Below are 15,806 nucleotides of genomic sequence, written 5' to 3' on the forward strand. Positions count from 1 at the left end.
GCGAAAAGGGGATTACCCAATGAGCCAGATCCGCGTGCAACCGGTCGCCTACAGCCAGGATGGCGTGCCCTTCGAGGGCCAGTTGGTATTCGATGCTGCCAGCAACGCGCCGCGTCCCGGCCTGCTGATGGCGCCGAACTGGATGGGCGTCAGCCAGGGCGCCGTGGATATCGCCCGCAAGGTCGCCGAGCGCGGCTACGTCGTGCTGGTGGCGGACCTTTATGGCAAGGACGTCCGCCCAAATGGTACGGAACAGGCGGCGGCCGCCATGATGCCGCTCAAGAATGACCGTGCGCTGCTGCGCAAGCGCATGCAGCTTTCCCTCGCCACCCTGTTGGAGCAGGCCGGCCACGCGCCGCTGGATACCAGCCGGCTGGCGACCTTCGGCTTCTGCTTCGGCGGCTGCTGCGCGCTGGAGCTGGCCCGCGACGGTGCGCCGCTGGAGGCTGCCGTGTCCTTCCACGGCACCCTGGATACGCCTAACCCGGCCGATGCGAAGAACATCAAGGGGGCGGTGCTGGTTCTCGACGGCGCCATCGACCCGTTCGTCCCGCGTGAGCAACTGACCGCGTTCGCCAAGGAAATGATCGATGCCCAGGTCGACTGGGCCCTGACCAGCTACGGCGGCGCTGCGCATTCCTTTACCGATCCGCATGCGCAGATCCCGGGCAAGATGCAGTACGACGCCAAGATCGCGCGTCGCGCCTTCGCTGCGATGTTCGACCTGTTGGACGAGCGCTTCGGCGCCTGACCGGATCGGGGGAGGGCGTCGCGCCGCTCCCCCGCGCCGGATTCAACGCAGCTTGGCCACCTTGAACTCCAGGTCCGGCCAGGCTGGCAGGCCGGCGAACTCCTCGCGCAGGTACCGCGTCAGCGCGACTACCTGCTCATCGCTCAGGCTGTTGCCGAAGGCCGGCATGTAGCCCAGCTCCGGTCGTGCGGGATCGCCGATGCCATGCAGGATCACCTGCAGCAGGTTGTCCGGCGTGGCTGCATGCAGGTTGTTGCTCACCGCCAGCGATAGCCGCACACCATTGAGCTTCGGGCTGTCGCCGTCATGGTGGCAGGCCATGCAGGCACCATTGAATATCCGTCCACCGCGGCCACTGGCGGGCTGCAGCGTGCCGTAGGTGCGCTTCTCCAGTTCGACGGCCCTCTGCTCCGGCGAGAAGTCACCGGCCTGCTCCGGGAGGAAGGTCGCGAGGTAGCGCGCCATGGCCTGCAGGTCCGCTTCCGGTTGCTGCGTGAGCCCGGAGGCTACGGGCGCCATCGGGCCGGCGGCGGCGCCGTGGTAGCGCGAGAAGCCGTTGCGGAAATAGTCGTACAGCAGCGCCTGGTTCCAGGGGATGGGCGGCTTGCTGTTGGCGTTGAGCGCCGGAACCTGCCAGCCGTCCACCGTCGCGCCGGCGAAGCGATCCTTGCCGGTACGCTCGGCGCCCAGCGCGTTGCGCGGTGAGTGGCAGGCGCTGCAATGTCCCAGCCCTTCCACCAGATAGGCGCCACGATTCCACGCGGCATCGCGCTGCGCTTGCGGCTGGAAGGTGCCCTTGTCGAAGAACAGGAAGTTCCAGCCCGCCATGATCCGGCGCTGGTTAAAGGGGAAGGGTAGGCGATTGTTCGGCGTATCTGCCTTCACGGCCGGACGGCTCATCAGGTAGGCGTACAGGTCGCGCAGGTCTTCGTCTGCGATGCGGGTGAACGCTGTATAGGGGAAGGCCGGGTAGAGGTAGTCGCCCTCTCGGGAGATACCCGCGCGCATGGCCCGCTTGAAGGCTTCGAAAGACCAGGCGCCGATGCCGGTATCGCGGTCGGGTGTGAGGTTGGAGGTGTAGAGCGTGCCGAAGGGCGTCACCATGGCGCGACCGCCGGTCAGTGGCGCGCCGCCGTCACGGGTGTGGCACACCGCGCAGTCGCCGAGGGCAGCCAGCTGTTGCCCGCGGGCGATGGCTTCGTTGCTGAAGCTTTGGGGAGCCGGCGGGTCGATCGGAGCGATGCTCGGTTGCCCGGTGGCGATCATTCCCACCACGACGAGTGCAGCCAGCCCGCCGATAATGGCCAGAGAGGTCTTGTTCATGACGCTTGTTTCTCCTGCAGCGCGGCGCGAACCCGCTCGGGCGTGAACGGTGGACGGGTGAAACGCACGCCGGTGGCGTCGTACAGGGCATTGGCGATGGCTGCGGCGCTGGGCACCGAGGTGGACTCGCCGGCCCCCAGCGGCGGGGTGCCGGGGCGGTCGAGCAGGAGCGCGGTGATCTTCGGCACCTGTGGGAACCCGAGGATCGGATAGCCGCCCCATTCCAGGCTGGTGACCCCGCTGCGGTCGAAGGTCGAGTACTCCATCAGTGCCCGGCTGGTCGCCTGGATCACGTTGCCGTGGACCTGATGGCGCACGCCGTCGGGGTTGACCATCTGCCCGCAGTCCTGCGCGACGTGGACGTCGGTCACGCGGACGGCGCCAGTGTGCGGTTCGACCTCGACGTCGACGATCCAGGCGGCCCAGGCCGAACCGAACCCCGGGAAGGCGCTGTGGAAGTACCGCGCATAGGCGAAGCCGCGGCCGACCAGCAGATTGCCCTGGCGCGCCTGCGGATTGGGTGAGGAGCGCGGCTTCCAGTGGGCGGACGCGGCCAGTGCCCTGATCAACGTGACCGCGCGCTCATCGTGCAGGTAGCGCAGGCGGAACTCGATGGGGTCGGCGCCGGCCATTTGCGCCAGTTCGTCGATGTAGGACTCGTGGGCGAAGACGTTGGGCAATGCCGACACGCCGCGCATCCATGACGCCCGAACGATGGGCGCGGCGTCGTTGCAGACCACGCGCATGTGCGGGTAGGCATACTGCGGCACGGCAGTGCGGTCGCCCATCCGCGTCACCTGGGGCTTGGCGTCAGTCTTCGACGTGAGCAGCAGCGCCAGGTTGATGCCTTTGTTGGAGGGGTAGCAGGTGGCGAAGTCGTAGGCGGCCACGTTGCCGTCCTTATCCAGCCCACCACGGACCTCGATGAGCTGCGCCGAGCCCTTGGGCTCCCAGCCGTGTTCCTGTTCGCGCATCAGTTGCACACGCACCGGGCGGCCGACGGCCAGGGCGAGCAGGGCGGCATCGGCGGCCACGTCGTCGGCACAGTTGCGCCCGTAGCAGCCGGACGCTTCCATTCGAATGACTTCGACCTGCTCGGGTCGCATGCCCAGCAGCGTCACCAGGTCGGCGCGCAGGTCGTGGGGATTCTGGCTTCCGGACCAGACCTTCAACTCGCCGTCCTCCAGGTTCGCCAGCGCGCAGGACGGGCCGATAGAGGCGTGCTGCTGGTAAGGCCAGACGTAGGTGCGCTGCAGCGGACGGTCGATCTGCCGGAGTACGGCGTCCATCTGCTGGTCGTCCTGCAGCATGCGCGATTGCTTGGGGTGGGCGCGCAGGGTTGCTTCCAGGTCGTCGAGGCCCAGCGGCGGCAGGTCGCTCCAGCTCTTCCAGCGCACCTTCAGCGCCCGAGCGATGCGGATCGCCTGCTCCTCGCGTTCGGCCACCACGCCGATGAAATCACCGATCACCACCAAACGGACAAAGCCGGGCAGTTGGGATACCGATGATTCGTCGACTTCCAGCCGGCTCCGGCCCAGGGGCGCGTTGACGTCGGCGCCAGTGTAGGGCGGACGCACCACGCGGCCGTGGAGCATTCCCGGCAGGCGCATGTCGTGCACATAGGTCAGCCCGCCGGTGACCTTGGCCGGGATGTCCAGGCGCGGCACCGAGTGGCCAACCACCCGGTACTCACTGTGCGGTTTCAGCGGCGCGCCAGCATCGATCTTCAGTTCGAAGCGTTCGCCACGCAGCAGTTCGCCGTAGCCGATGCGGCGGGCCGGCTTGCCTCTGACGAAGATTTCCCCGTCTGCGCAGTCGAGTTGACGGATGTTGCTGCGGAGATGTTGCGCGGCGCGCCGCATCAGAAACTCCCGCGCCTCGGCCGCGGCACGGCGCAGCGGAGTGGCGCTGACCTGGATGCTGGAGCTGGCGATGGTCGGGCCCTGGTCGGGGGTGAAGCGGGTGTCGCCGAGCAACAGGGTGATCTGCTTGAGGTCGACGTTCAGTTCCTCGGCGACTATCTGCGTCAGCGCGGTGCGGATACCGGTGCCGAGGTCGACGTGGCCACAGGCGGCGGTGATGGTGCCGTTGCCGGCGATGGCGATGAAGCTGTCGACCTGATCGAGGTGCAGGGCGCTATCGGCGCCCAGTGCCATCAACGGACGCGGCAATTGCACGCTGACCAGCAGCGCGGCGCTGGCCTTGAGGAAGTGGCGGCGGCCGAGCAGGCTCATGCCGGGGTCTCCTGGTCGCCATTGCCGCGCTGATCGCTCCTGCCGGCCGCCCGCCGCACCGCAGCGAGGATCTGCACATGCGCACCGCAGCGGCACAGGTTGTAGGCCAGCTCCCGGCGAATCTCGTCATCGCTCGGGGTGGGATTGCGGGTGAGCAGGGCCGCGCTGGTCATCACCATGCCGTTGGTGCAGTACCCGCACTGCGCGGCCTGCTCGTCGATGAAGGCCTGTTGCACCGGGTGCAGGGCATCCAGCGTGCCGAGGCCTTCCAGTGTGGTGACCTGGCGCCCCTGTGCCGCGGAGACCGGCGTGATGCAGGCTCGGGTGGCGACGCCATCGAGGTGGACAGTGCAGGCGCCGCACTCGCCCAGGCCGCAGCCGAACTTGGGGCCGTTGAGTTGCAGGTCATTGCGCAGGACGTACAGCAAGGGCGTATCGGCTGCCACGGTGAGCTGCCGGGTCTGGCCGTTGACGACCAGCGAGAGGGGATAAGCCATGGAGTGGGCTCCTTCCTGGGAGAGTGATGCCCGACACCCTGGCCATGGCCGGATGCAGGGAAAAGGAAGGAAGTCTTCGGGAGCAGCCTGACGCCAGCTAGGGCGAGCAGGCCGAAAGTGCTGTAGGAATCAGGTGATAGGGGCGCAGGTACCGCGCCCCGTCAAGACACGGCGTCAGGCGTTGCCAGCGGGAGCCGTGGAGGGGTGGTCTGCGCGGTATCCGCGTACGCCGAACCAGACGATGTACAGGTAGCACACCAGCGGCACGGCGAAGGAGGGCAGCAGGCCTATGCGGTCGGCAAAGAAGGCCTGCACCAGCGGCATCACGGCGCCGCCGACGATGGCCATGCAGAGCAGGCCGGAGCCTTTGCTGGTGAGGTTGCCCAGGCCTTCCAGGGCAAGGGAGAAGATGGTCGGGAACATGATCGAGTTGAACAGGCCGATCAGGATCAGCGCCCACATCGCCACATGCCCGCCGACACTCAGCGCGATGCCGATCAGCACCGCGATCGCCACGGCGTTGAAGGCCAGCAGGCGGTTCGGCGCAATGGAACGCATCAGCGCACTGCCGATGAAGCGGCCGACCATGGCGCCGCCCCAGTAGAACGACAGGTACTTGCCGGCCTGGTCGGCGGGCAGCCCGGCGATTTCCGGCTGGCCCATCAGGCTGACCAGGTAGCTGCCAATGGACACCTCGGCACCGACATAGCAGAAGATCGCGATGACCCCGAACACCAGGTGGCGGTGGGCAAGGATAGACTGACGCCCAGCCACTCCGTCGGTGGGCTCGCCGTGGTGGATCTTCGGCAGGCGGAACAGGGCGATCAGCACCGCAATGGCGAACAGCAGGCCGGCCAGCACCAGGTAGGGCGTCTTCACCGAGTCCGCTTCGCTGGCGGCGGAGCTGCCGATCTGCGAGGCGGCACCGGCGCCGATGGCGAGGATGGTCACCGAGCCCACCAGCGGGCCGACCGTGGTGCCCAGGGAGTTGAAGGCCTGGGTCAGGTTCAGCCGGCTGGCAGCGGTGGCCGCCGGCCCGAGCACGTTCACGTAGGGGTTGGCCGCGACCTGCAGCAGGGTAATGCCGGAGGCGAGGATGAACAGTGCGGCGAGGAAGAACGGGTAGGACTGCGCGCCGGCCGCGGGGTAGAAGAGCAGGCAGCCGACGCCGGCAGTGGCCAGGCCAACGATGATGCCGCTCTTGTAACCGACCTTCTCCACCAGCCGCCCGGAAGGGAAGGACATGATGAAGTAGGCGCCGAAGAAGCAGAACTGCACCAGCGAGGCCTCGACGTAGGACAGGGTGAAGACCGCCTTGAGGTGCGGCACGAGAATGTCGTTGAGCGAGGTGATCAAGCCCCACATGAAGAACAGCAGGGTCAGCACCGTGAGGGCGCTGGTGTGGCGGTTGGTGGTCGACTGGTCCATCGCGGACTCCTTGGGCCAGAAGTATCGGGTTTGCCATCGGCAAGGGTTCGGGGCGCGTGATGTTGCGGCAAGCCGCCGCGCGAATCCTCAGTCATTCGCCGATTTCTACAGCGAGGCGGCGATTTCTGATCGGTGTCTCTGTACGGCTAGCGCGGCAGCTCGATGCGCTCCTGCTCGCCTGGCACCGTCGGCCAGTCACGGGCGGCCCAGCGCGCGCGGGCGCTGTCGATCAGTTCTGGGTCGCTGGCGACGAAGTTCCAGTTCATCCGCCGCGGCCCGTCCAGCGGGTCGCCGCCGATGATCACCGCGTGGCAGTCGCCGCAGGCGGACAGAGTGAAGTCCACACCTTCGGTCAGCACCACCAACTGGTGCAGCGGCAGTGGATCGTCGTCCAGCAGCGCTTCGCCTTCGATCAGGTATAGCGCGCGCTCGGGATGTTCGTCCGGGATCGCCAGGGTTGCGCCTGCGCTGAGCTGCAGGTCGGCGTAGAGCGTCTTCGAACGCACCGGCACCGGCGACTCCAGGCAGAAGCCGGAGCCGGCGATCATGCGGATGCGTACGCCCAGGCTTTCGCTCTCCGGCAGGCTGGCGCTGGCGTGGTGGCTGTAGCTGGGCTCGCAGCCTTCCAGTTCACGCGGCAGGGCCAGCCAGACCTGCAGGCCGTGCAGGCGCGAGCCGCTGTGCAGCAGGTCGGCCGGGGTCCGCTCGACGTGGGCGACGCCGCGCCCGGCGGTCATCCAGCTGACGTCGCCGGGCAGCACGAGCTGGTCCGAGCCGAGGCTGTCCTTGTGCTGTACCTGGCCTTCGAACAGGTAGGTGAGGGTGGACAGGCCGATGTGCGGATGCTGGCGGATGTCCATGCCGTGCTCCGGCTCGAAGCTGCTTTCGAGCATGTGGTCGAAAAACACGAAGGGGCCGACGCTGCGGCGCTGGGCCGAGGGCAGGGGCCGCAGGATGGGCACGCCCTCGACGTCTTCGGCGCGCGGGCGGATGGCTAGCAGGCTGTCGCTCATGATGGTGTCCAGTGGTCCGATCCACGCATGATAGACGCTTGGCGCCGCACCGACCCGTGTGGCGTCAAGCTGTCATCAGGCTGTCACGGCGATGTCATAGCCTCGCGCGGACCCCAACAAGGAGCGCGACATGTCCATTTCCCGCCTGCCAGCAGTCCTGGCTCTCTCCCTGACTTGTGCCTTCGCTTCCTCGGCGTTCGCCGAAGTGCGCGTCAACGGCCCGGTGGAGTACGGCGTCTTCGTCAGCAACTACAAGGATTACCAGCCCGGTGAGCGCGTGCTGACCAGCAGCAAGGAGCAGCTGGAGTCCACGACCCGCGTTCCGGCGAAGCTGGGCACCAAGTTCGGCATGCGCTACCAGCTCAGCGGCAAGCAGGAAGGCGACACGCCGCTGACCTTGCTTTATTTCACACCCGGCGTAGTGACCCCGGACGGCCAGCGCCACGACAAGCTCGAGGTCGTACAGAAGCTGGTTGTGGGTGCGCCCACCGACGTGATGGCCTACCAGTTCACCGAGAACCACGAGGTGGTCCAGGGCCAGTGGCGCTTCATGGTGTTCCAGGGCGACCGCCTGCTGGCAGAGAAGACCTTCACCGTCGAGTGAATCTCGCTGTGTGAACTCTCTGTAAGAGAGAAGCCCGGCCATGTGCCGGGCTTTTCTTTGCCTGTTGAAAGGCACGGATTACATCCTTTCCATTGGCAGGGGAGAAACAGTTTGTTACTTTGCCTGCACGATAGTCCCAACTCCCGGCGTGCAAGCAGAAGAGGAGTGGGGGCCAAGGCGCCCGCAAGCGCTCTGGCAGGAGTGTTACTGCACGATGATCCGTCCTGGTACGAGGTCGTCGGCAGCCGAGAAACGAATAAGAACAGCGCCGGCCGCAATGACCGGGGCGATAAATCTTGGCCATGGAGGTAATGCTGTCTATGAACAGTCGATTGGGTGCGCGCTCGTCCATTTTCTGGGCGCCGCGGCGGGCGGGGGCGGTGATGGGACTCTTACCGCTGCTGGTGGCGGGGTCGGCCCAGGCCCTTGAATTCAAGCTGGCCGAGAACGAGATCACCGGCTCGCTCGACAGTACGTTGTCCTACGGTGCCATGTGGCGCGTACAGGGTCGCGACAAGAGCAACATCAGCGACATCAACGCCGACGACGGTAACCGCAACTTCGATACCGGCCTGGTTTCCCAGGTCTTCAAGCTTACCTCCGACCTCTCGGCCAAGTACCAGAACTACGGCCTGTTCATGCGTGGCACTGCCTATTACGACACGCAGATCATGGACAAGCGCAACGACTACTACGACACCACCAACGGCGTGGAACGTCCCAGTCAGTCGTTCCCGCAGGACGATCACTTCACCGATGACACCCGCCACATCGCCGGACGCAAGGCCGAGTTGCTGGATGCTTATCTGTCTGGCAGTTGGGACGTCGCCGAGCACCCGCTGACCGGCCGCGTCGGCCGGCAGGTGCTGAACTGGGGCGAGGGCGTGTTCTATCGGGGCGGCATCAACACCATCAACCCGGTGGACGCCGCGCGCTTCCACCTGCCGGGCTCGGAACTCAAGGAAGTGCTGGTGCCGACCGAGGCGCTGAGCCTCAACTTCGGCCTGACCGACGACCTGTCCATGGAGACCTTCTACCAGTGGAAGTGGAAGGAGACCCGCCTGGACTCGGTGGGCACCTACTTCTCCGACACCGACCTGTTTAGCGACGGCGGCAACACCGCGTACACCACCGAGGACAACCCGCTGATTAAGGAGCTGCTGGGCGGCTACCCGCTGGTGTCCTCCCTCGGTCTGGTCGGCAACGGCCCGCACGGCCCGAACGCCTACCTGAACCCGGAGACCGGCACCTTCAAGGTGGCTAACGTCGGCAAGGACATCGACGCCCGCGACAGCGGTCAGTTCGGCGTGGCCTTCCGCTATATCGCCGAGGAGCTCAACTCCACCGAATTCGGCTTCTACTTCGTCAACTACCACGCCAAGGAGCCGCAGATCGCCGTCGACCTGCGCGGCTACCAGGGTGTCGACGTCGACCAGTTGAACGCGCTACTCGGCCCGCTGGGCCTGGGCGAGGCGGTGCCGGGACTGGCCACGCTGGATATGGCCAGCAACGCCGAGGCGCGCCGCGACTATGTCGAAGACATCCGCATGTACGGCTTCAGCTTCAACACCACCCTGGGCGATGCCTCGGTGTCCGGCGAGATCGCCTACCGGCCGAACATGCCCATCAGCATTTCCGCCACCGACGACCTGCTCGGCGACCTGCTGACCCAGGGCGTGCTTGGCCAGACCAACCTGTTCGATGCCAACACACCGGCAAGCCAGGCCTGCGCGCCGGTGGCCGGCAAGCAGCTGTGCCGCGGCGAGCTGTTCGAGAACTACGAGCGCGCCGAGACCTACAACATCTCGCTGTCGACCATCTACAACTTCGGCCCGCACCTGTCCTTCGACTCCATGACCGGCGTGGCCGAGCTGGCTTCCGAACACATCCGCGGCAGCAGCCTGAAGTACACCGCCTGGGACGGCAGCGAACGCAAGTTCGTCGGCGCCCAGGACAAGGCCTACGTCGGCGGTAACGACGACGATGTGCAGATCAGCCGCGACAGCTACGGCTACACGCTGTTGCTCACTGGCAGCTGGAACGACGTCTACGCTGGGGTGAAGCTTTCGCCCTACGCCGTCTACCAGGAGGACTTCAGCGGCAACTCGGACCGCACCGGCAACTTCATCGAAGGCCGCAAGGCCTACACCCTCGGTATCGACGCCAGCTACCTGAACACCTTCGAGGTCGGCACCCAGTACACCAACTACTACGGCGCCGGTTCCAGCAACTCCATGCGCGACCGCGACAACGTCTCGATCACCGCGAAATACTCGTTCTGATCCGGAGAGAACCATGTACAAGAAGAGTTCCCTGATCGTCCTTGCCGCGCTGACGGCTCTGGCCGTCACCGATGCGCGTGCTGCCGTCTCGGCCGAGCAGGCCGCCCAGCTCAAGAGTAAACTGACGCCCATGGGCGCGGAGAAGGCCGGCAACGCCGCCGGCAGCATTCCCGCCTGGAGCGGCGGCCTGACTTCGGCACCCGCTGGCTACAAGGGGCCGGGTGCGCACCATGTCGACCCGTTCGCCGGCGAGAAGCCCAAGTTCGTCATCACCAAGGCCAATCTCGACCAGTACAAGGCGAACCTGACGGCGGGGCAGATCGCGCTGTTCAACGCCTACCCGGACAGCTACCAGATGCCGGTCTACGAGACCCACCGCACCGGCTCGGCGCCGCAGTGGATCTACGACAACATCTACAAGAACGCCACCAGCGCCAAGCTGGTCGAAGGCGGCAACGGCTTCTCCGACGCCTACGGCGGCGTGCCGTTCCCGATCCCGCAGAGCGGCGTGGAAGCGGTGTGGAACCACATCGCGCGCTACCGCGGCACCTACATCGTGCGCCGTTCGTCTCAGGCCGGTGTGCAGCGCAACGGCGCCTACGCGCTGGTGACCTCGCAGGACGAGGCGCTGTTTCGCTTCTACGACCCCAAGGGCAGCTTCGAGAAGCTCGGCAACACCCTGTTCTACTACATGACCTTCACCACCGCGCCGGCCCGCCTGGCCGGTAACGGGGCGTTGGTGCAGGAGACCCTCGATCAGGTCAAAGAACCGCGCCAGGCCTGGGGCTACAACCCCGGCCAGCGCCGCGTGCGCCGCGCCCCGACGCTGGCCTACGACACGCCGATCGAAGACTCCGATGGCCTGCGCACCGCCGACGACACCGACATGTACAACGGCGCGCCGGACCGTTACGACTGGACCCTGGTGGGCAAGAAGGAAATCTACATCCCCTACAACAACTACCAGATCACCAGCCCGGAGGTTAAGTACAAGGACCTGCTCACCCCCGGCCACGTCAATCCCAAGTACACCCGCTACGAGCTGCACCGCGTGTGGGTGGTGGACGGCAAGCTCAAGCCCGGCGCGCGGCACATCTACTCGCGCCGCACCCTGTACCTCGACGAGGACAGCTGGGGCGCCGCCGTGGTGGACCAGTACGACGGTCGCGGTGAGCTGTGGCGGGTGTCGCTGGCGTACCTGAAGAGCTTCTACGAGCAGCCGATGGTGTGGACTGCGCTGGATACCTTCCATGACCTCCAGGCGCACCGCTACAGCATCCAGTGGCTGGATAACGAGGAGCCGGGTACTGCCGACTTCAGCCAGCCGTCGCCGGATGAAGCCAACTTCAGCCCGTCGGCGTTGCGCCGTAAGGCATCGCGCTGAGTCTGCGAACGATGAAGGCCCCGCAAGGGGCCTTTTTTGTTTTGCAAGTGATGCGGTTCGTGCAGGAACGGGCCATGCCCGCGATCAGCCTGCAGGGCCGGCAATTTCTTTGGCCCTGGTGTTGCAGGTTTGCTGCGTTGGCTTGGGTGTATCTGCGCCGCTTTGGCGTGTGCGCGGACTTCTCGTTTCGCCCCCTCGGTCGAGTCACTTCTTCCAAACGCCGAAGAAGTAACCAAGAAGGCTTGCCCCGGACATCCGGTTTTTCGCTTGGGGCGAAAAATACCCTCGTTGAAGCGAAGTTTCAGGGGCACGTCGCGAAGGGCCATCCCTGGCCCATCGCGACTCTCGCGACATCCATGTCGCTCAACCCCTGAAACTCCGCTTCAACGAGGCCTCCTGAACGGGGCATTCGGCGCGCGCGGATGTTTCTATGGAAGCCTTTAGAGCCGGAGTCGGAGCCGTAGCCGGAGAGGTGGTGCTCTTCGTAGGACCGAGGGGGACGCCTAGTCCTTGCTCGCGAACCGCCCAGCGCCGACCCTCCTGTAGGAGCAGGACCTCAAGCCATCGGCGGCAACCGCCGCTTCACCGGGCTCTTCTTGACGATGGCGGTGTTGGTCTCGGCGAAACCATTGAGGTGATCGAGAATCTCGTCCAGCTGCTCCATGGAGCGCACGCACATCCGCGCATAGAAGCAGTCCTCGCCGGTGACCTTGTCGCACTCGGTGAATTCGGGGATCGCCAGGATCTGCTTCTCCACGTCCTGCAATTTCCCCGGCAGCGGGCGTACCCGGACGATGGCCTGCAACTGGTAGCCAAAGGCGCGCGGGTCGACGTTCACCGTGTAGCCGGTGATCACCTGGCGCTCCTCCAGCTTGCGCAAACGCTCGGCGACGCTGGGCGAGCTCAGGCCGCTGACCTGGGCCAGGGCCTTGAGGGAAAGGCGCGAGTCTTCCATCAGCGCGGAAATCAGCAATTGGTCGATGTCGTCGGTCATCGTGGCCTCGAAAGGTGAAGTCGAAGAGTTGCCTTGATAATAAAGGTGATCGATGGGATTTGCCTGCGTCAGGCGATGGAGTGCCCGAATCCCCCTGTTCATACTGGTCACCAACAAGCGGAGGTGATCCATGAACGATTCAATCAGACGCGGCACCCTGGAAATGATCAGCGCCATGCTGATCTGCGGCACCATCGGCTGGCTGGTGGTGGTATCCGGTCAGCCGGTGCTGGACGTTGTGTTCTGGCGCTGCGTATTCGGCGCTGCGACGCTCCTGGTGATCTGCGCGGCCATGGGCTTCCTGCGCCCCGGTATTCTCACCCGCGCCACCTTCGGCCTGGCGCTGCTCAGCGGCGCAGCCATCGTCGGCAACTGGGTGCTGCTGTTCGGCTCCTACTCGCGGGCGTCCATCGCCATCGGCACGGCGGTCTACAACGTGCAGCCGTTCCTGCTGGTGCTGCTGGGCGCGCTGTTCCTCGGCGAGAAGGTGACCGCGCAGAAACTCGCCTGGCTCGGCGTTTCCTTCGTCGGCATGCTGGCTATTGTCAGCGCGCACGGTGAAGCGGGGCAGGTGGGCAGCGACTATCTGGGTGGCATCGCCCTGGCCCTCGGCGCGGCGGGCCTGTATGCAGTGGCGGCGCTGATCATCAAGCGCCTGACCGGCGTGCCGCCGCACCTGATCGCGCTGATCCAGGCGGTGACCGGCATCCTGCTGCTGGCGCCCTGGGCGAACCTCTCTCCGCTGCCGCAGGCAACCAGCGCCTGGGCCAGCCTGGCAACCCTGGGTATCGTGCACACCGGCATCATGTACGTGCTGCTCTATGGCGCGATCCAGGAGCTACCTACGGCGCTGACCGGCGCGCTGTCGTTCATCTATCCGATTGCCGCGATCTTCGTCGACTGGTTCGCCTTCGGCCACCGCCTGACGCCGCTGCAATGGCTGGGCGTGGTTGCCATCCTGCTGGCCGCCGCCGGCATGCAACGCGGCTGGAGCCTGAACCTGCGGCGCCTGGCCTGGCGCTGAAATCCGTGCTTGCCTGACAATGCCGGGGAACCTGGGCCGCCGGGCGCAGGTCCTGTAGGCGGCAGAAATCAAGCAAGGAACGGACTATGACTGCGGCTGCCCTGACGGCAGATTCACTCAGCCTGAAAAGGCCTTCTTCACGATACATTCACCTGCTGGGCCTGGCCGCGCTGCTGGCCCTGGCCGGCTGCGGCACCCGCGCGCCCAGCGTGCCGGAGCCGACTCCGGAAGAGGTGCGCGGCAAGCTGGCCAAGCTGATCCCCGCTGGTGCGTCCGACCGCCAGGGCTGGGCGAAGGACATCCAGGTCGCCTTTACCACCCAGCGCATTCCGGCCACCACCGAGAACCTCTGTTCGGTAGTGGCGATCACCGAGCAGGAGTCCAACTTCAAGGCCGACCCGCCCGTGCCAGGGCTGGGCAAGATCGCTCGCGCCGAGATCGACCGGCGCGCGAGCAAGGTGCACGTGCCGGGCTTCCTAATCGATACCGCGCTGGCGCTGAAGTCGCCGAACGGCCGCACTTACAGCCAACGGCTGGCGAGTGCGAAAACGGAGAGGGAACTGAGCGCGATCTTCGATGACTTCATCGGCGGTGTGCCGCTGGGCCAGCAACTGTTCGGCCGTTTCAACCCGGTGCATACCGGTGGGCCTATGCAAGTCAGCATCGAGTTCGCCCAGGCCCATGCCGAAGGCTATCCATACCCGGTGGACGGCAGCATCCGCCGTGAGGTGTTCAGCCGTCGCGGCGGCATGTACTTCGGCATCGCCCACCTGCTCGGCTACCCGGTGAACTACCCGCGTCAGCTCTACCGCTTCGCCGACTTCAACGCCGGCTGGTACGCCAGCCGCAACGCGGCGTTCCAGCGCGTGGTGGCGGACCTCACCGGTATTCCCCTGGCCCTGGATGGCGACGTGATCCTCTACGGCAGCTACGACGCCGGCAGCACCGAGAAGGCGGTGCGTACCCTGGGACCGAAGCTGGGCATGAGCGAGCGGGAAATTCGCCGTGACCTGGAGCTGGGCGACAAGCCGGAGTTCACGAAGTCGGAGCTCTACACCAAGGTCTTCGCGCTGGCCGAGCGCGCCGCTGGCAAGTCGATGCCGCGGGCGATGCTGCCGGGCATCACGCTGCACAGCCCGAAGATCACCCGCCAGCTCACCACTGCCTGGTTCGCCCAGCGCGTCGACGAGCGCTACCAGCGCTGCCTTGGGCGAGCGCCGTAGTGCTTGATCAGTCGCCCTCGGCGGGATCGCAGACACCGCTGTCGCCGTTCGGGCCGGTGTAGGAGACGCTGACGGTGCCGTCGTCGTTGGTGCTGATCTGCACGGTCACGCCTTCACCCTTGGCGACCACGGTGCTGTCGGTGTTCTGCGTGACCTTGGCTTCCTGGCCGTTGATGTAGACCGGCCCGTTCTCGTCGGTGTGGATCTGGATATCGTTCGGGCAGTCGTAGTTGAGCATGGGAATGGCGGCAAAGACGGGCTGCACGACGATCAGCGATGCGGCGATCAGTAGCGATTTCATGGCGTCTCCCAGACGAATACAGGCACGGCGCGAGGTCGTGCGGACATTTTCAGCGTAGTGCACGCGCCGCCGGGCGCTACAAAGGGGGCTGGCCCGCCGGCCGCGCTGGCGGATAGCCATTTATCCGCCACTAGATTGAACCTGTCGTATGACGCATCTGTCAGACCAAATCTGAAACCTGGGAAGGGTCTGAAATGCTGTTCGTAGTCATGCTGGGGGGACGCCATCCGCGCGCGCGGATCGAGGTCCATGACGTGGCCTTCGTCATTGGCGACAACCTGAAATCCACCTATCCGCAGTTGCGCGAAGCTTGGTTCGGCAGCCCGGACGGCCTGCACATCGACTCCTGGCTGGAGGTGGACGGTGTCGAGGCCTACCGCGTCGAGTTCAGCGCGGCGATGCCGGCGCCGGGCGAGCAACGGCTGTTCTTCGTTAATCTGGGCGGTTACGAGCTGGGCAGCTTCGGCGAGGCCCACCAGTATGTACTGGTCGCCGCGCGCGACGCTGCCGATGCCAAGGTTCGCGCCAAGCGGCGCATGCCACGCAGCTGGGACAAGGCGCACACCGACGCGGTGATCGACGTCGATGACTGCATCGCCATCGACCAGATCGGTGGGCGCTACGTGCACCTGGTGGAAGGCGAGAGCCGTGGCATCGTGCAGCGCAGTGACTACATCGTGCTGTGAGCCTTCATGGCGCTGACACGGCCCTGTCATAAAACCTGACGTATAAGGAGCGCATAGCCGAC

At 65.8% G+C, this 15,806-nt stretch carries 15 protein-coding genes; 8 read left to right on the top strand and 7 right to left on the bottom strand.

Translation table 11 applies throughout. From position 1 onward, the window contains the following. Window positions 1–19 precede the first annotated feature (19 nt). The gene (locus tag ACIPK7_RS23345) at window positions 20–751 is read left to right on the top strand and encodes a dienelactone hydrolase family protein (protein ID WP_401090476.1); all 732 of its coding nucleotides are present in this window, start codon (window positions 20–22) and stop codon (window positions 749–751) included. A gap of 42 nt (window positions 752–793) precedes the next feature. Here ACIPK7_RS23345 and ACIPK7_RS23350 read toward each other — a convergent pair whose 3' ends face one another. The 5 genes from ACIPK7_RS23350 to ACIPK7_RS23370 form a co-directional block, all read right to left on the bottom strand. Then, complete coding sequence (locus ACIPK7_RS23350; RefSeq protein ID WP_401090478.1) at window positions 794–2,074, bottom strand: cytochrome c; 1,281 nt, start codon at window positions 2,072–2,074, stop codon at window positions 794–796. Continuing rightward, window positions 2,071–4,308, bottom strand: coding sequence for a molybdopterin cofactor-binding domain-containing protein (locus ACIPK7_RS23355; RefSeq protein ID WP_401090480.1), 2,238 nt, complete (start codon window positions 4,306–4,308; stop codon window positions 2,071–2,073). The genes ACIPK7_RS23350 and ACIPK7_RS23355 overlap by 4 nt, the downstream gene beginning before the upstream one ends. Then, window positions 4,305–4,805, bottom strand: coding sequence for a (2Fe-2S)-binding protein (locus tag ACIPK7_RS23360; RefSeq protein ID WP_401090482.1), 501 nt, complete (start codon window positions 4,803–4,805; stop codon window positions 4,305–4,307). Before ACIPK7_RS23360 ends, ACIPK7_RS23355 begins: the two co-directional genes overlap by 4 nt. 174 nt (window positions 4,806–4,979) lie before the next feature. Then, window positions 4,980–6,233 carry a sugar MFS transporter gene (locus ACIPK7_RS23365; protein ID WP_401090484.1) on the bottom strand — a complete coding sequence of 418 codons (1,254 nt, stop codon included), beginning with the start codon at window positions 6,231–6,233 and terminating at the stop codon, window positions 4,980–4,982. A gap of 146 nt (window positions 6,234–6,379) precedes the next feature. Then, a complete protein-coding gene (locus ACIPK7_RS23370; protein WP_401090486.1) occupies window positions 6,380–7,246 on the bottom strand; it encodes a pirin family protein in 867 nt (288 codons plus the stop codon). Between the two features lie 130 nt (window positions 7,247–7,376). Between ACIPK7_RS23370 and ACIPK7_RS23375 the strand changes: the two genes are divergently transcribed. From ACIPK7_RS23375 to ACIPK7_RS23390, 4 genes are all read left to right on the top strand, one after another. Further along, complete coding sequence (locus ACIPK7_RS23375; protein ID WP_151186696.1) at window positions 7,377–7,850, top strand: DUF3859 domain-containing protein; 474 nt, start codon at window positions 7,377–7,379, stop codon at window positions 7,848–7,850. Window positions 7,851–8,170: 320 nt separating this feature from the next. Beyond that, window positions 8,171–10,132, top strand: a complete 1,962-nt coding sequence (locus ACIPK7_RS23380; protein WP_401090488.1) for a DUF1302 domain-containing protein — start codon at window positions 8,171–8,173, stop codon at window positions 10,130–10,132. Between the two features lie 13 nt (window positions 10,133–10,145). After that, window positions 10,146–11,516 (top strand): DUF1329 domain-containing protein, encoded by a 1,371-nt coding sequence (locus tag ACIPK7_RS23385; protein ID WP_401090490.1) that lies wholly within the window; start codon window positions 10,146–10,148, stop codon window positions 11,514–11,516. Window positions 11,517–11,590: 74 nt separating this feature from the next. Then, window positions 11,591–11,890: a hypothetical protein gene (locus ACIPK7_RS23390; RefSeq protein ID WP_192434613.1), complete on the top strand. Its 300-nt coding sequence runs from the start codon at window positions 11,591–11,593 to the stop codon at window positions 11,888–11,890. A 182-nt stretch (window positions 11,891–12,072) separates the two neighbouring features. Here ACIPK7_RS23390 and ACIPK7_RS23395 read toward each other — a convergent pair whose 3' ends face one another. Further along, window positions 12,073–12,510, bottom strand: a complete 438-nt coding sequence (locus ACIPK7_RS23395; protein WP_138216592.1) for an Lrp/AsnC family transcriptional regulator — start codon at window positions 12,508–12,510, stop codon at window positions 12,073–12,075. A 130-nt stretch (window positions 12,511–12,640) separates the two neighbouring features. Between ACIPK7_RS23395 and ACIPK7_RS23400 the strand changes: the two genes are divergently transcribed. Together ACIPK7_RS23400 and ACIPK7_RS23405 are read left to right on the top strand one after the other, a co-directional pair. Next, complete coding sequence (locus ACIPK7_RS23400) at window positions 12,641–13,534, top strand: DMT family transporter (RefSeq protein ID WP_401090492.1); 894 nt, start codon at window positions 12,641–12,643, stop codon at window positions 13,532–13,534. An 86-nt stretch (window positions 13,535–13,620) separates the two neighbouring features. After that, window positions 13,621–14,757: a DUF1615 domain-containing protein gene (locus tag ACIPK7_RS23405; RefSeq protein ID WP_401090494.1), complete on the top strand. Its 1,137-nt coding sequence runs from the start codon at window positions 13,621–13,623 to the stop codon at window positions 14,755–14,757. A gap of 7 nt (window positions 14,758–14,764) precedes the next feature. Here ACIPK7_RS23405 and ACIPK7_RS23410 read toward each other — a convergent pair whose 3' ends face one another. Further along, the gene (locus tag ACIPK7_RS23410) at window positions 14,765–15,058 is read right to left on the bottom strand and encodes a hypothetical protein (protein WP_192434617.1); all 294 of its coding nucleotides are present in this window, start codon (window positions 15,056–15,058) and stop codon (window positions 14,765–14,767) included. A gap of 194 nt (window positions 15,059–15,252) precedes the next feature. Between ACIPK7_RS23410 and ACIPK7_RS23415 the strand changes: the two genes are divergently transcribed. Continuing rightward, window positions 15,253–15,744: a DUF1543 domain-containing protein gene (locus ACIPK7_RS23415; RefSeq protein ID WP_138216588.1), complete on the top strand. Its 492-nt coding sequence runs from the start codon at window positions 15,253–15,255 to the stop codon at window positions 15,742–15,744. Window positions 15,745–15,806 lie beyond the last annotated feature (62 nt).

Source organism: Pseudomonas sp. NPDC086581, from assembly GCF_044746165.1.
Classification (GTDB): Bacteria; Pseudomonadota; Gammaproteobacteria; order Pseudomonadales; family Pseudomonadaceae; genus Pseudomonas.

Coding starts and splice junctions, on each gene's coding strand:
- ACIPK7_RS23345 (WP_401090476.1), top strand. CDS start 20: ATGAGCCAGATCCGCGTGCAACCGGTCGCCTACAGCCAGGATGGCGTG.
- ACIPK7_RS23350 (WP_401090478.1), bottom strand. CDS start 2,074: ATGAACAAGACCTCTCTGGCCATTATCGGCGGGCTGGCTGCACTCGTC.
- ACIPK7_RS23355 (WP_401090480.1), bottom strand. CDS start 4,308: ATGAGCCTGCTCGGCCGCCGCCACTTCCTCAAGGCCAGCGCCGCGCTG.
- ACIPK7_RS23360 (WP_401090482.1), bottom strand. CDS start 4,805: ATGGCTTATCCCCTCTCGCTGGTCGTCAACGGCCAGACCCGGCAGCTC.
- ACIPK7_RS23365 (WP_401090484.1), bottom strand. CDS start 6,233: ATGGACCAGTCGACCACCAACCGCCACACCAGCGCCCTCACGGTGCTG.
- ACIPK7_RS23370 (WP_401090486.1), bottom strand. CDS start 7,246: ATGAGCGACAGCCTGCTAGCCATCCGCCCGCGCGCCGAAGACGTCGAG.
- ACIPK7_RS23375 (WP_151186696.1), top strand. CDS start 7,377: ATGTCCATTTCCCGCCTGCCAGCAGTCCTGGCTCTCTCCCTGACTTGT.
- ACIPK7_RS23380 (WP_401090488.1), top strand. CDS start 8,171: ATGAACAGTCGATTGGGTGCGCGCTCGTCCATTTTCTGGGCGCCGCGG.
- ACIPK7_RS23385 (WP_401090490.1), top strand. CDS start 10,146: ATGTACAAGAAGAGTTCCCTGATCGTCCTTGCCGCGCTGACGGCTCTG.
- ACIPK7_RS23390 (WP_192434613.1), top strand. CDS start 11,591: ATGCCCGCGATCAGCCTGCAGGGCCGGCAATTTCTTTGGCCCTGGTGT.
- ACIPK7_RS23395 (WP_138216592.1), bottom strand. CDS start 12,510: ATGACCGACGACATCGACCAATTGCTGATTTCCGCGCTGATGGAAGAC.
- ACIPK7_RS23400 (WP_401090492.1), top strand. CDS start 12,641: ATGAACGATTCAATCAGACGCGGCACCCTGGAAATGATCAGCGCCATG.
- ACIPK7_RS23405 (WP_401090494.1), top strand. CDS start 13,621: ATGACTGCGGCTGCCCTGACGGCAGATTCACTCAGCCTGAAAAGGCCT.
- ACIPK7_RS23410 (WP_192434617.1), bottom strand. CDS start 15,058: ATGAAATCGCTACTGATCGCCGCATCGCTGATCGTCGTGCAGCCCGTC.
- ACIPK7_RS23415 (WP_138216588.1), top strand. CDS start 15,253: ATGCTGTTCGTAGTCATGCTGGGGGGACGCCATCCGCGCGCGCGGATC.